Below are 13562 nucleotides of genomic sequence, written 5' to 3' on the forward strand. Positions count from 1 at the left end.
TGATCCGCCGGATCGAGTCGATGCCGGGATGCATCCGGGACTATCGGGGGTGGCTGTCGGAGCAAGGGGTGGAGACGACCGGCATGCGTCCGATGGGCCATGCGGAGAGTGTGATGAGCCGATTTGCGCATCGGGTGAAATCCCGCCGCAGCTGGAAAGACCAAGGGCTTCGGGTGTTTCTGAGGGCGATGGCAGCCCGAATCGACGGGATGTTGTGGAGAAAGGGGCGGTTGGAGAAGGAAGAGCCCCGGAGGGCAACCACGGCCTCGAGGAAGTCCAAGCGGGTTGAACAGGCCAAACGGAAGGCCGGACGGTTGTGGGCAGATGTGGTGCGTCAGAATCTACCGTGTCTGCAGCGGTCATCCGGGACGCCGATCCATCAAGCGTTGTCGGCGCTCCGGGATGGTGGTTGGATGTAAAAAAATGGAATTCCGTATCATCACCTCAAGATGAGGGATGAGGGATGAGGGATGAGGGATGAGGGATGAGGGATGAGGGATGAGGGATGAGGGATGAGGGATGAGGGTCCGAAAGCGCTTACGATATTAATTCCTGAAAATGGTTCGCTAACTAGTGATTGACAACGCCCGTAGTGAACCGAAAAAAAGTTCTCCACAAAGTCTTGACTGACTCAGAAACGGCATCAGATATCGTAACGAAATTAGAGATATGGTAGAATTAGATATGGATATAAATACCAAACACCCCTCTTCTGGAGGGGTATTTGGTATGCCCAATAATGGAGGTGATCCCTATCATTCACTGCGGGGATGAACACGAGTATCGTCTTAAAAATCTTATACCGCTAAACTTGACGGGTATGGGGCTGTATCCCCCTTCTTCGTTACGCCCACTGCACCGCCACCGCCCGAACGGGCGAACCGTCGCAGCCAGGCAAGGAAAGAGGGAGGGCAATAATATACGGGTCATCAAAATCGATTTGATCAAAGTTTGCGAAATTTTCCCCGATCACCCCGTTGGCGCCAAGAATGAGCTTGTGAGCGCGGAACGAAGAGCCGTCGGGCGGGTCGATGTTGAGCGCGTCAATGAAAAACGTCCGCACGCCCCGCTCCAGCATCGCTTCAATCACATCCGGCGCGACGTACGGATGATGGAAATACCGCTTTGTTCCGGCGTATTGCGACCAGCCGGTATGAAACAACACAATGGTTCCCGGCGACAGCTTCGGGATATACGGAGCGGCATCGGCCATCGTCACCGCTTCGCCTTCCGCTTTCCCGGTGGCATCGATCACGATGCCGCGGCCAAGAAAATAGGTGAGCGGCACGTCATCCAACCGCCAGCCATGCTCGCAAAAATGGAACGGCGCATCGATGTGCGTGCCGCTGTGCGAACCGAGCACAAGGCGGCTGACGTGGTAGCCGTCTTGGGCGAATGTCGCCGCCGGTTCGATGTGCGGCTTCGGATCCCCCGGGTACACCGGAGTTTGGGCCGTGATCGGCATGGAGAGGTCGATGATTTTTTTTGATGATCATTTTCTCGTCATTCCTTCCAAGTCCATTCTCGGTAAAGGTCGATTCGTCGTTCGTCCATCATGGTGTAAAAGTGTTTCTTTAACGCTTGGCGTTGGTTTTGATCGATCATGGCGTGTACGAGCTCTTCCCGTCCGTTCATGTTGGCTGCGGCTATTTTCCTTCCGTCCGGCCCGTAAATAGAGGATAAACCAAAGAAATGGAAAGAAGAAGACCATCCAATTTGATTGCATGCAGCAACATAAACCGTGTTATCGATCGCTCGTGCCATGGCGAATTTTTGAAACGGTGCATGAAATGGAGATTCCCAAGCACATGGAACGAGAAGAAGCTCGGCTCCATGGACGGCTAGGTATCTTGCTAGTTCCGGAAAAGCTAAGTCCCAACAAATCATCAGACCGATGCGGCCAAGGTCGGTATCCACCAGCACCGGCTCGGCTCCCGAAGAAAACCAGGCTTTTTCAAAAGGAGTCAAATGGATTTTTCGGTAATTTCCGATACATTGTCCATTGGGATGAATCAACATAAGAGAGTTGTATATATTTTCTGTACGATCTTTTTCGACGTACCCGTAGGCAATATACAATTGAAATTTTTGAGCAAGTTGGCTCATGTGTTGGAACGTAGAGCCGTCCCATGTCTGGGCCGCCTCTTTTAGCATTTCTGACAGTACGTAACCAGTGGTGCAAAGTTCTGGGAACAGAAGAAGGCGGACATTAGGGAACTTTCGTTTGCACTCATTGATGATAGCTTCCATTTTGGCCAAGTTGGCGCCAATGTCGCCGTTCGCCGGCGTCATCTGCGCCAACGCGATGTCAAACGATCTGTTCATATCATCCCTCCAAGTGAGTGGGAGATTCAAGCTCGACCGTATTCGTGCTCGCAGATATTTGTTTTGTCCATTTCATCAACCCCCAATAAACAGCTCCCGATAAAAGAAACGTTAGCATGGTGGAGCCGACGGCAAGCGGATGAATGTACGTAAAATAATAGGCGAAGACAGCTCCAACGATATAGGTGATGTAGGCGGCGATGTTGACTCCTTTTTGATAACGATATTGACCTTTTGTATCGTACAAAATATCTTCCGCGTCGTATACCCCTTTTTTGATAAAAAAGTAATCAACGAGCACAATCGCAAACACAGGAATGAACAACGTGGCAATCAGCATAATGAAGTTAAAGAAGTGGGACATCAGTACTTCTTTCAGCAAGGCGCCAAGCGTGCAAATCACTCCCATGATCAATGTCGGTTTCCAAAAGCCTGCGCGCGGGAAGACGTTCATAAACGACATCGTGGCGCTATATAATGCCATGACATTGGTCGAGAGTACAGAAAAGAAAACGACGATGGATGCGATCAATCCAAACCCGTAAGCCGCAAGGAGAATGGTGGGATCATAAGTCCGTTCCATGTCCGAGGCAATGCTAAAGCCGCTGACGACGGCCCCAAGTCCCATCGCGACAATGGAAGCGACAAGATAGCCAAAATACGTTCCCCAAAACCCGCTTGTTTCTGAGCGGCAGTTGCGGTTGAAATCGCAAACCGTCGACATCCAAGAAAAAGCGGTGGCGACGACGATATCAAAGGCAAGGATCGTACTGATGGATGGATGCTCGCTCAATTTCATTTCTACTAGTGTAGAAATGTCGTAAGTCGTAAAAATTTTGTAAAAAACAAGGAAAGATAAAATCAACATGGCGATCGATATATATTTTTCAATTCGTTCCACCCCTCGGTGGCCAAAAATCGTAATGATCACAACAAGAAGTTCCGTCAAGATCACAAATAGATTAATATTGCTGTATCCAGTGGTGTAATGGACGGCATAATTCAGACTAAGGCCAGCCATATAGGCTTGAATCCAGCTCCAGCCGATTAAAATGATGGTGTTGACAAGGGCGGGAAGGATGGCTCCTTTTTGTCCAAAGGCCGCTCTTGTTATCACCATTGTAGGGAGCCCGGTGCGGATGCCGATGTTTCCGGTAAGGGCGAGCGGAATGGCGCCGATCGCCGAACCGACAATAATCGCCAGCATGGCGTTGGAGAAGGAAATGTCAGGAACAAACATCATTCCCGTCATTACTGTAGTAATCACAACATTTGCCGCAATCCAAAGAGTAAACGTGCTAAAGAAGTTCATGCTCCGTTCGTTCATCGGGGTCGGCCGAATATCATCATGACCCAACCGTTCTGTCCATTTCATGAGGATCATTCCTCCTTGATTTTTTATTTTAAATATTCAGAACAATTCACTTACACTGATTTCGTCCTAAGGACGAAATCAGGAGTACGACGAATACCATCCGAGTTGTTTGCCATGTTGGCTGATGTTGACATGTTTTGTTTCGGTAAAAGCGGCGAATCCTTGCGGCCCAAGCTCCCGGCCGATTCCGCTTTGTTTAAATCCTCCCCAAGGGGCATCGACATAAGGAGTGTGATAGCTGTTAATCCAAATCGTTCCTGCTCTCAATTTTCCGGCGATTTGTTCCGCCCGTTCGAGATCTCGGCTGAATATGCCAGCTGCTAGTCCGTATATCGTATCGTTCGCCAGGCCGATGGCTTCTTCGTCATGTTCAAACGGTTGTACGGTAATGACAGGACCAAAGATTTCTTCTTGTACGATGCGCATGTCTTGACGGACATGGGCGAAAACGGCAGGGGTGAGATAATACCCCCGTTCTTTGATTCGTTCTCCTCCCTGTAGCAGCACTGCCCCCTCCTGCAAGCCGATCTGGATATACGTTTCCACTTTTTCTAAATGTGAGGAGCTGATTAATGGTCCCATCTCAGTGTTTTCCTCGAAAGGATCTCCAATATGGAGGGAAGCCAGCCTTTTGATCAACTGATCGATAAACGAATCATAAACGCGTCGTTGAACAAGAATTCGCGAAGCAGCCACACACACTTCTCCTTGATTGAGAAAGGAAGCAAACAGTGCCCACTCGATGGTGCTCGTAAGATCCGCATCGTCAAAAATGAGCAGTGGGGATTTTCCACCGAGTTCCAAAGACACTCGCTTCAAACGACGAGCGCATTGTTCGTAAATCCATCGCCCGGTTTCCGTTCCGCCGGTAAACGATATTTTTTCCACATCAGGATGTGTCACCAATGTTTCTCCAACGGGCGAACCGCCTCCAGGAACAAGATTAAACACGCCCGGCGGGAGACCGATGGAATCGATCAGCTTTGTGAGTTCTAGCAAAGATAATGGCGTTAATTCTGATGGTTTGAACACAATTGTATTCCCCGCCGCAAGTGCAGGGGCGATCTTCCATATTCCTAATAATAGAGGAAAATTCCAAGGAACAATCAGCGCGCATACCCCGATTGGCTCCTCGATCACTTTACTTGTGGTGCCATCGGCTCTTCTCTTTTCCTGAACGGTTCGTTGCTCAACGAAATCGGCATAGTAACGAAGACAGTGGATTGAATCGCTGACATCGAGGCGCGACTCGCGAATCGGTTTCCCCGTATTCAACGTCTCGATCGAAGCGAATGTTTCGGCGCTTTTTTCCAACAGATCAGCCAGTTGCCGAAGTGCGGCAGTTCTTCTTGCCGGATCGGATGGCCAATCGGTGTATCGAAAGGCATGACGGGCTGCTTGGATCGCTTCTACGGCTTGTTGTTGGGATGCTTCATTGATTTCTATGATGACTTCCTCATTCGAGGGATTGATCATTGCTCTTTTTTCTCCTTCTCCTTTGCACCATTTTCCGTTGATATACACATGGTCCCGAGACATCGAAAGCCGCTCCTTTTTGTTTGTGAGTGTTTTTAGGGTGTTGTCGTTGCCGACAGGTTTTTCAGCTGCAATCGTTTTTTCTTTAACGCAACGAGTGTGATCATCTCATAGATAATGGAGGAAGCCAGTACAGCGGTAATTTCTCCGCTGTCGTAAGCAGGCAACACTTCGACAAGGTCAAATCCGACAATATTTAACCCGTCAAGCCCCCTTACGTATTCGAGTGCTTCATAGCTGGTCGGTCCGCCTACTTCCGGTGTGCCAGTACCCGGGGCAAAAGCAGGATCGACAAAGTCTATATCGTAGGAAATGAAAACGGGTTTGTCCCCGACGCGTTGATGGATGCGGCGCATTACTTCCGAAAAGCCCATTTGCCGGACCTCTTTCATCGGAATGACTTCAAAACCAAGCCGTCGTGCGTCCTCGATATCATCGGCACTGTAAAGCGGTCCGCGCATCCCGATTTGAATGGAATGATCTACATCGAGCAGCCCTTCCTCGACAGCGCGGCGGAACGGCGTGCCATGCATATATTTTTCTCCATAGTAATGGTCCCAAGTGTCGCTGTGAGAGTCAAAATGAACGAGTGCGACTGGTCCAAAGCGTTCGCAAAAAGCCCGCAAGTGTCCCAATGTAATGGAGTGATCGCCGCCCATCAGAATCGGAACGATATCTTTCTTCAACAATGGTCGCAGCTCTTCGACGATACGATCATACGTGCGCAACGCATTTCCGGGAATGACATCAATATCCCCGTAATCGACACCCGAACAATAGGCAAAAATATCAATATCCATGTCCGGGTTGTAAGGGCGAAGCAGGACAGAAAAATTGCGAATGTGTTGCGGACCGTACCGTTGTCCGATGCGATTCGAGGCTGCAGTGTCGAATGGAACACCGAGCACGACAAAATCAACGTTATCTGTCGTTTTGATCTGTTCTAACCGCATAAAGGTTCGAACTCCGCAAAAGCGGGGAGACTGAGATGAATCTTTTGGTTGATACATGCCAAAAACCCCCTTAAGAAATGAAAATGTTCTGAATAGATTTAGATGCAAAAAGCGTGCCAAAAAAGAGGAGATGTTGGGCAAAGAAAACATTTGTGAATAGGACTGCTTCCTTCTCTGTTCGTAAAATGAATTGTTTTGCCATCTTCTATTTCTCGTTGATTGATGCAAAAATGAATTGAATATAAAAAAATAATTCAAAAATGGATTTTAATCCATTTTTGAATTAATGCGATACTTTTTTAGCTTTCGTACGACCGTCGGCTGGCTGATGCCAAGATAATCAGCCATCTCGTATGTTGTTTTGCACTGTTTGGCTGCACGCAGGAGCCATTGCCGTTCCACTTGTTCAATGGCTTCTTTTAATGTCGACGGTTCGTTCCGTTTTTCCAACGATTGATGGGTTGTGATCACCTCTGGATGTTTCTGGATCGAAAAAGGGAGATATTCCGGATAAATGGCTTTTGTTTCGGAAGTAATGACCAATCGTTCGATCATATTTTCCAACTCTCGCACGTTGCCAGGCCAGTCATAATGGACGAGATGGTCCACAATGGATGGATGGAGATATTTATCCATATGGTATTTTTTATTAAACTTTTCTAAAAAGTATTGCGCTAACATAAAAATATCTTCTTTTCTCTCGCGTAAAGAAGGAACATAAATCGGGATCACATGCAAACGATAAAATAAATCTTGGCGGAACTTCCCTTGCTTCACCATCTCTTCTAGATTCTGATTCGTCGAGGCGATCAGGCGAAAATCGACCGTTCGTTCTTTAATGCCCCCAACGCGTGTGACTTTTTTCTCTTGTAAAACTTTTAGCAGTTTCGCTTGCATCGAAAAGGGAAGCTCGCCAATTTCATCAAGGAAGAGAGTTCCTTTGTCGGCCAGTTCGATCAGCCCCGGTTTTCCTGTTTTTTGCGCACCGGTAAAGGATCCCTTTTCATAGCCGAACATTTCCGATTCAAACAACGATTCAGGAATGGCGCTGCAGTTTACTTCGATAAACGGTTCATTTCGCCGCGGGCTATTGAGGTGAAGTGAACGGGCGAATACGTTTTTTCCGACTCCAGACTCGCCGAGGAAAAGAACAGTCGCATCCGATTGGGCCACGCGGTGCACGAGCTTCCAAATTCGTTCCATCTCCTTGCTTTGAATGACAATATTTTCTGGTTTCAATTCCCCTATTTCGATTTGATAATGTTCCATCTGCTTTCTCAGCTTTTCATAGTCTTCTTTCAAGCGTTCCAACTCTGTTAAATCATGGGAAAAACTGATGACCCGAACAAGGTGGTTCTGTTGGTCAAATACAGGCACGCCTGTTGCCATGACAACCCGTCCGGTTGCGGTTTGCTGCATCAATTGGACCTCTTTTTTCTCCCGTAATACTCTAGCTGTAACCGAAGGGCAAAAGACGTTTTCTTTTTCTAATTGATAGACCGATTTTCCGACTAAATAAGAAACATCTTTCCCATAAATGGACAAGCAATTCGGGCTGGCGCGAAGAACAATGCCGTTTTCGTCTGCAATCACAATATTGTCATGCGATGATTTCAATATCGCGTCTAACTCGAATTCCAAGACGTCGGTTGCACGCTGCATGGCTTTTCCCTCCTAGTAGTCTGTCAGCGCTTCTATTACTAACTTTATCAAAGAAGTGAAAAAATCCTCTTTCCTTGTCATATGATTTTCCATGAAGTTTTTGGCATGTTTTTTGCATCTCTAAAAAGATGGATCACGATGCACAATGGGACGGAGGGAGAAAAAGATGAAGACAGAAACAAAGAAATGTATCCAAGTAAAAACAGCGATTCCGGGACCAAAAGCAAAGGAGCTATTAAGAAAAAAAGAACAGAATGTTCCGCGGGGGCCGTTTAACACCGTACCGACGTTTGCGGTAAAAGGAGAGGGAGCGCTCTTAACCGATGTGGATGGAAATACGTTTATCGACTTGGCCGGGGCGATTGGAAGCCTCAATGTCGGCCATTGCCCGCCGAAAGTGGTGGAAGCGATCCAAAAACAAGCGGAGCAGTATATTCATCCGTGTTTCCATGTCATGATGTATGAGCCATATATTGAGTTGGCCGAGACATTAAACCACATCACGCCAGGCGCTCATCATAAAAAGACCTTTTTCTTGAACAGCGGGGCAGAAGCGGTCGAAAATGCCGTCAAAATTGCTCGAAAGTATACAGGGAGAAAAGCCATTCTCTCTTTTGAAAGAGGGTTTCACGGACGGACCTTGCTGGCGATGTCGCTCACGAGCAAAGTGAAGCCATATAAATTCGGATTCGGCCCCTTTGCGCCAGATACGTACAAAATGCCGTATCCCTATTATTACCGAAAGCCAGCGGGCATGACCAACGAGGAATTGGACGCCGAGCTTTTGCGGCGGCTTGAGGACTTTTTTCTCTCGGAAGTTCCGGCAGAAGAAGTAGCCGCAATCATTATGGAGCCTGTGCAAGGGGAGGGCGGGTTTATTGTTCCGTCGAAAACATTTGTTCAAGGGGTCAAACAAATTTGTGAAAAATACGGGATTTTGTTTATCGCCGATGAGATCCAGACCGGGTTTGGACGAACGGGGAAGATGTTCGCCATTGAACATTTTGACGTTGTGCCCGATTTAATGACCATGTCGAAGTCCATCGGGGCAGGTGTGCCGATCAGTGCGGTGACGGGAAGAGCGGAAGTCATGGATGCACCCAACCCAGGAGAAATCGGCGGGACATACGGGGGCAGCCCGCTTGGTTGCGTGGCTGCTTTGGAAGTGATTCGTATGTTGCAACAAGAACAGTTGGTTGAACGGGCCAATGTCATTGGACAAATAGCCATCAATCGGTTCAGACGGCTGCAGGAGAAATATGAGACGGTCGGGGATGTACGGGGGCTTGGGGCCATGGTGGCCATCGAATTTGTCACCGATGCAAAGACAAAAGCGCCGAATAAGGAATTAACGGCCGCCATTTTGCGAGAATGCCATCAACGTGGTGTCATCGTCATGAGTGCGGGCCTATACAGCAATGTCATTCGTCTATTAACGCCGCTTGTCATCACAGACGAACAGCTGGAGGAAGCATTGGATGTCATCGAAGAGGTCATTGCTGAATTGGCATGATAAGTGATTCCTGACCAAACTACTCATGAAAACTTCGCGATGCAGTCGAAAAAGGTGATGGCGACATCCTGTTTTTTGGACCGTGCCACCTTTTTGTGGTGCGGTTTTTTAATTTGAAAACCATCTCTTTGCTACGAGGAAATGTTTCTTGGAAGAAGAACCATCTGTGTTAATTCAAGAATGAATTTTTTGATTCAAAAATGAATGATATCGGGGATGGTAAACAAAGTCATGATAGGAGTCTAAAACAGAAGAATAAGTTGGAGGTTAATGCGAGGTATTGGCTAAAAATATAGAATAGTTTAAATGATGGCACAAAAATTGCGTCTTTGTGTTTTCGATGAACAAACATGTCTGAACCAAAGGAGGAGTTGTGCGTGACACAGAGCAACTGGATGCCTCTCTTTCACAAAATGCCCGACCTGCTCGCGCCAACGATGGCGAAAGACCATCCGAATCTGCCGGTTGTCAAGGAAGAAGGATGCTACTATTACGGATTAGATGGAAAAAAATACCTTGATTTTACTTCCGGTATTGCCGTGGCCAATACGGGTCATCGCCATCCAAAAGTCGTGCAGGCCATCAAAGAGGCCGCAGACCGCCTGATGCACGGGCCGAGCGGCGTCATCATGTATGAATCAATTCTGCGTTTGGCCGAAGAGCTGATGAAAATTTTGCCGGAAGGACTTGACTGCTTCTTTTTTGCCAACAGTGGAACAGAAGCGATCGAAGGTGCGATCAAATTAGCGAAACACGTGACGCGAAGGCCATACGTCATTTCATTTACCGGATGCTTTCATGGCCGTTCATTAGGGGCGCTTAGTGTCAGCACATCGAAAAGCAAATATCGGAAGTACCTGCAGCCAAACGGGTTGACGTATCAACTTCCATATGCCAATCCAAAGGATTGTCCGGCTGAGGAGGATCCAGATGTGTACTTTGCCAATAAGCTTGAAAACGACGTGGCTTCTTTGTTTGCCCATCAAGTGACTCCGGAAGAAGTGGCATGCATGATTGTAGAGCCGGTGTTGGGAGAAGGAGGATATATTGTGCCTCCCAAAGGGTGGCTTCACAAGATGAGGGAAATTTGTGATCGCTATGAAATTTTGCTTATTTTCGATGAAGTACAGACAGGTTTTGGTCGTACTGGCGAGTGGTTTGCCGCTCAAACATTCGGTGTCACTCCAGACATTATGGCAATTGCGAAGGGCATCGCTTCCGGTCTTCCATTAAGTGCAACAGTGGCTTCGAAAGAATTAATGAAACAGTGGCCGCTCGGCAGCCATGGGACAACCTTTGGCGGCAACCCCATCGCATGCGAGGCGGCGCTGGCGACTTTAGAAGTATTTAGGGAAGAAAAATTGTTGGAAAATTGCAGGGAAGTTGGGGAATATGCGCGAAAAAAACTGGAAGTTTTAAAAAGGAAGCATCCCGTCATTGGAGACGTGCGTTCGATCGGTCTGATGATCGGCATCGAGATCGTCCATCCGCATACTGGCGAACCGAATGGGGAGGGAGTGATGAATATTTTGAATCGTTGCCTGCAAAAAGGTGTTCTTTTCTATCTATGCGGCAATCAAGGAGAAGTGATTCGCATGATCCCACCGCTGATCGTGACAAAAGAACAGATTGACGAAGGATTAAGCATGCTCGACGAGGCGTTGACCGAATATGAAGCGGAAATCGGTGTGCATTCGTTCGCTTCTGGAAAATGAAAAAAGAGGGGGCACATGTCGATTGCAATTTGGAAATTGGGTGTATTCAGGAACCGATGTCGTGTCTCGTTGAAGGAATGTCTGCCTTTATGAAAGGATCTCGAAGGAGATCGATTTCTGAATTATAAGAGGATGGGGGAATGGTTATGAACGCACTGGATACTGGGGTTCTCTTATGTTATTTTCTCGTATTGATCGTCGCAGGGATTTTGGGGGCGAAGCGGGCGAAAACCGCCGAAGATTTTGCGTTGGCAGGCCGAAATCTCGGACTATTTGTCTATCTTGGATGTCTGTCTGCTGTGATTTTGGGCGGCGCTTCAACGATTGGGACGGCGAAGTTAGGGTATCAATTTGGGATTTCGGGTATGTGGTTTGTTTTTATGATTGGCTTGGGCATTGCTGTGCTCGGTCTGTTTTTTACAAACCAAATTTACGGCGCCCATGTGACCACGATCAGCGAACTGCTTGGCCGCCGTTACAATCAGAAAACGCGTTTGATCAGCGCGTTGGTTGCCGCGATTTATACGCTGATGGTTTCGGTGACACAAGTCATTGGGATGGGCACAATCATTCATGCTGTTTTAGGTTGGAGCATGACCGTTTCGATGTTAGTCGGCGGGGGGATCGTGCTGTTTTACACGATTCTCGGGGGCATGTGGAGCGTTACGATGACGGACATCATTCAGTTTATCGTCATGACAGTCGGCATTTTCTTCGTAATGTTGCCAATGAGTTTGTCCCATGTCGGCGGATGGACATCGCTTTTGGAGCGATTGCCAGCGTCGCATTTTGATCTGACGTCCATGGGATGGGCAAATATTTTCCAATACTTCTTGCTCTATACGTTAGGAATGGTGGTATCACAAGATATTTGGCAACGGGTGTTTACGGCCAGAACACCGAACATTGCCCGAGGCGGCGCAATATATGCTGGTCTCTACAGCGTTGCTTATGCCGTAGCGTTAAGCGTCATTGGCATGTGCGGGGTGATTGTTTTTCCGAATATGAACGATCCGCAAAACGTATTTGCCAACATGTCATTAGAGATTTTGCCACACGGCTTGTTAGGGCTCATTTTGGCCAGCGTATGTTCTGCTCTCATGTCAACGGCCTCCGGAACATTGCTTGCCTCGTCTACTCTGTTATCGCATGATATTTTGAAGCAATATTGGCTCAAAAATATGAGCGATCGACAGTTTGTCCTTTTGTCCAGAATGATGACGCTAGCGGTTGGGATTGTCGCCATTATCTTTGCTATTTGGATTCAGGATGTTCTTGTCGCATTGGATGTAGCCTATGCCATTTTGTCAGGCGCCATTTTCGTACCAGTGGTTCTCGGTTTCTTTTGGAAGCGAGCAACAGCGAAAGCTGGTTTTTATTCCATCGTGATTAGTTCCGTCGTTGTGCTGGCTGGTTTAGCGGTGGAGGGATTGAGTTCGACCAATCCGATTATGTATGGAATTGGGGTGAGTATCGTTTCTATTGTGGTTTTTTCTTACCTCTTTCCATCCTCCAATTTGAAAGAGGGGAATAAAATGATAGAGGATCAGCAACATGCCCTATAAACGGATCAGAAAAGAGGATTCTAGCAAATTTGTGGCGAAATAAAAAATGTATTGACACAGGCAATGTTTGGGTTGCGAATACTAGTTAGGGAAAGGATGAGAACATGGCGGAAAGAAAAAAACTATACATCAACGGCGAATGGCGGGAAGCCAAGTCGTACACTGAGCTGAAATCGCCATACTCACGCGAGACGATTGCCGAAATTCCGACAGCGACAGAAGAAGAAGTCGATGAAGCCATTGCCGCGGCATACGCCGCGCGGCAAACGATGACTGCCATGCCAGCGCATGAACGAGCCGCCATTTTAGAGCGGGTCGTCGAGCAGCTGAAAGAGCGGCAGGAAGAAGCGGCGAAGTTGATCGCCTTGGAAGCAGCCAAACCGATCACCACGGCGAAAGGGGAAGTCGCCCGCACGATCCAAACGTACAAATTCGCCGCCGAAGAAGCCAAACGCATTCATGGGGAAACACTGCCGCTCGACGCCGCGCCGGGTGGGGAAAATCGCATCGCCTTGACGGTCCGCGAGCCGATCGGCGTCATCGGGGCGATTACGCCGTTTAACTTCCCGATGAACTTGGTCGCCCATAAACTTGGCCCGGCCATCGCCTCGGGCAACACAGTTGTGTTAAAACCAGCCAGCCAAACGCCGCTGTCCGCCTATTTTATCGCCGAATTGTTCGAAAAAGCCGGTTTGCCGAAAGGGGCGCTCAACGTCGTCACGGGAAGCGGCCGCACGGTCGGCGACAAAATCGTCACCGACCCGCGCATCAGCATGATCACCTTCACCGGCAGCCCGGAAGTCGGCATCGCGATCCGCAATAAAGCAGGCTTAAAGCGGGTGACGTTGGAGCTTGGCTCCAACTCGGCCGTGATCGTCGACGAGCAGGTCGATCTTGACCGCATCATCCCNAAGGCAA

10 protein-coding genes and 1 pseudogene are annotated in these 13562 nt (G+C 48.2%); 5 read left to right on the plus strand and 6 right to left on the minus strand.

Going from position 1 to position 13562, the window contains the following annotated elements; translation table 11 throughout:
- Positions 1-419: UPF0236 family transposase-like protein (locus T260_RS131325; protein ID WP_031212595.1), on the plus strand; the 419-nt coding region annotated here is incomplete at its 5' end.
- A 425-nt stretch (positions 420-844) separates the two neighbouring features.
- Here T260_RS131325 and T260_RS131320 read toward each other — a convergent pair.
- From T260_RS131320 to T260_RS131295, 6 genes are all read right to left on the minus strand, one after another.
- Complete coding sequence (locus tag T260_RS131320; protein WP_023633839.1) at positions 845-1465, minus strand: cyclase family protein; 621 nt, start codon at positions 1463-1465, stop codon at positions 845-847.
- A gap of 38 nt (positions 1466-1503) precedes the next feature.
- Positions 1504-2325, minus strand: a complete 822-nt coding sequence (locus T260_RS131315; protein WP_023633840.1) for a carbon-nitrogen hydrolase family protein — start codon at positions 2323-2325, stop codon at positions 1504-1506.
- Position 2326: 1 nt separating this feature from the next.
- Complete coding sequence (locus T260_RS131310) at positions 2327-3700, minus strand: purine-cytosine permease family protein (RefSeq protein ID WP_023633841.1); 1374 nt, start codon at positions 3698-3700, stop codon at positions 2327-2329.
- A 78-nt stretch (positions 3701-3778) separates the two neighbouring features.
- Positions 3779-5239, minus strand: coding sequence for an aldehyde dehydrogenase family protein (locus T260_RS131305; RefSeq protein ID WP_023633842.1), 1461 nt, complete (start codon positions 5237-5239; stop codon positions 3779-3781).
- 32 nt (positions 5240-5271) lie between these two features.
- Positions 5272-6246: an agmatinase gene (gene speB / locus T260_RS131300; protein ID WP_023633843.1), complete on the minus strand. Its 975-nt coding sequence runs from the start codon at positions 6244-6246 to the stop codon at positions 5272-5274.
- Between the two features lie 210 nt (positions 6247-6456).
- Positions 6457-7851 carry a sigma-54 interaction domain-containing protein gene (locus T260_RS131295; RefSeq protein ID WP_023633844.1) on the minus strand — a complete coding sequence of 465 codons (1395 nt, stop codon included), beginning with the start codon at positions 7849-7851 and terminating at the stop codon, positions 6457-6459.
- A gap of 166 nt (positions 7852-8017) precedes the next feature.
- Here T260_RS131295 and gabT point away from each other — a divergent pair, with 166 nt between their 5' ends.
- From gabT to T260_RS0120055, 4 genes and pseudogenes are all read left to right on the plus strand, one after another.
- A complete protein-coding gene (gene gabT, locus T260_RS131290) occupies positions 8018-9364 on the plus strand; it encodes a 4-aminobutyrate--2-oxoglutarate transaminase (protein ID WP_023633845.1) in 1347 nt (448 codons plus the stop codon).
- Positions 9365-9759: 395 nt separating this feature from the next.
- Complete coding sequence (locus T260_RS131285) at positions 9760-11079, plus strand: aspartate aminotransferase family protein (protein ID WP_128082646.1); 1320 nt, start codon at positions 9760-9762, stop codon at positions 11077-11079.
- A 146-nt stretch (positions 11080-11225) separates the two neighbouring features.
- Entirely contained in the window at positions 11226-12644 is a 1419-nt protein-coding gene (locus tag T260_RS131280; protein ID WP_023633847.1) for a sodium:solute symporter family protein, read from the plus strand.
- Between the two features lie 104 nt (positions 12645-12748).
- A pseudogene (locus T260_RS0120055) lies at positions 12749-13540 on the plus strand (aldehyde dehydrogenase family protein); the annotation flags it as partial.
- Positions 13541-13562 lie beyond the last annotated feature (22 nt).

The organism is Geobacillus thermopakistaniensis (genome assembly GCF_000498995.1).
Lineage (GTDB): Bacteria > Bacillota > Bacilli > Bacillales > Anoxybacillaceae > Geobacillus > Geobacillus thermoleovorans.

Bases quoted from the DNA above. Each gene is read 5' to 3' on its own strand.
- T260_RS131305 (WP_023633842.1), bottom strand. From the start codon at position 5,239: ATGTCTCGGGACCATGTGTATATCAACGGAAAATGGTGCAAAGGAGAA.
- T260_RS131320 (WP_023633839.1), bottom strand. From the start codon at position 1,465: ATGCCGATCACGGCCCAAACTCCGGTGTACCCGGGGGATCCGAAGCCG.
- T260_RS131285 (WP_128082646.1), top strand. From the start codon at position 9,760: ATGCCTCTCTTTCACAAAATGCCCGACCTGCTCGCGCCAACGATGGCG.
- speB (WP_023633843.1), bottom strand. From the start codon at position 6,246: ATGTATCAACCAAAAGATTCATCTCAGTCTCCCCGCTTTTGCGGAGTT.
- T260_RS131310 (WP_023633841.1), bottom strand. From the start codon at position 3,700: ATGAAATGGACAGAACGGTTGGGTCATGATGATATTCGGCCGACCCCG.
- gabT (WP_023633845.1), top strand. From the start codon at position 8,018: ATGAAGACAGAAACAAAGAAATGTATCCAAGTAAAAACAGCGATTCCG.
- T260_RS131280 (WP_023633847.1), top strand. From the start codon at position 11,226: ATGAACGCACTGGATACTGGGGTTCTCTTATGTTATTTTCTCGTATTG.
- T260_RS131315 (WP_023633840.1), bottom strand. From the start codon at position 2,325: ATGAACAGATCGTTTGACATCGCGTTGGCGCAGATGACGCCGGCGAAC.
- T260_RS131295 (WP_023633844.1), bottom strand. From the start codon at position 7,851: ATGCAGCGTGCAACCGACGTCTTGGAATTCGAGTTAGACGCGATATTG.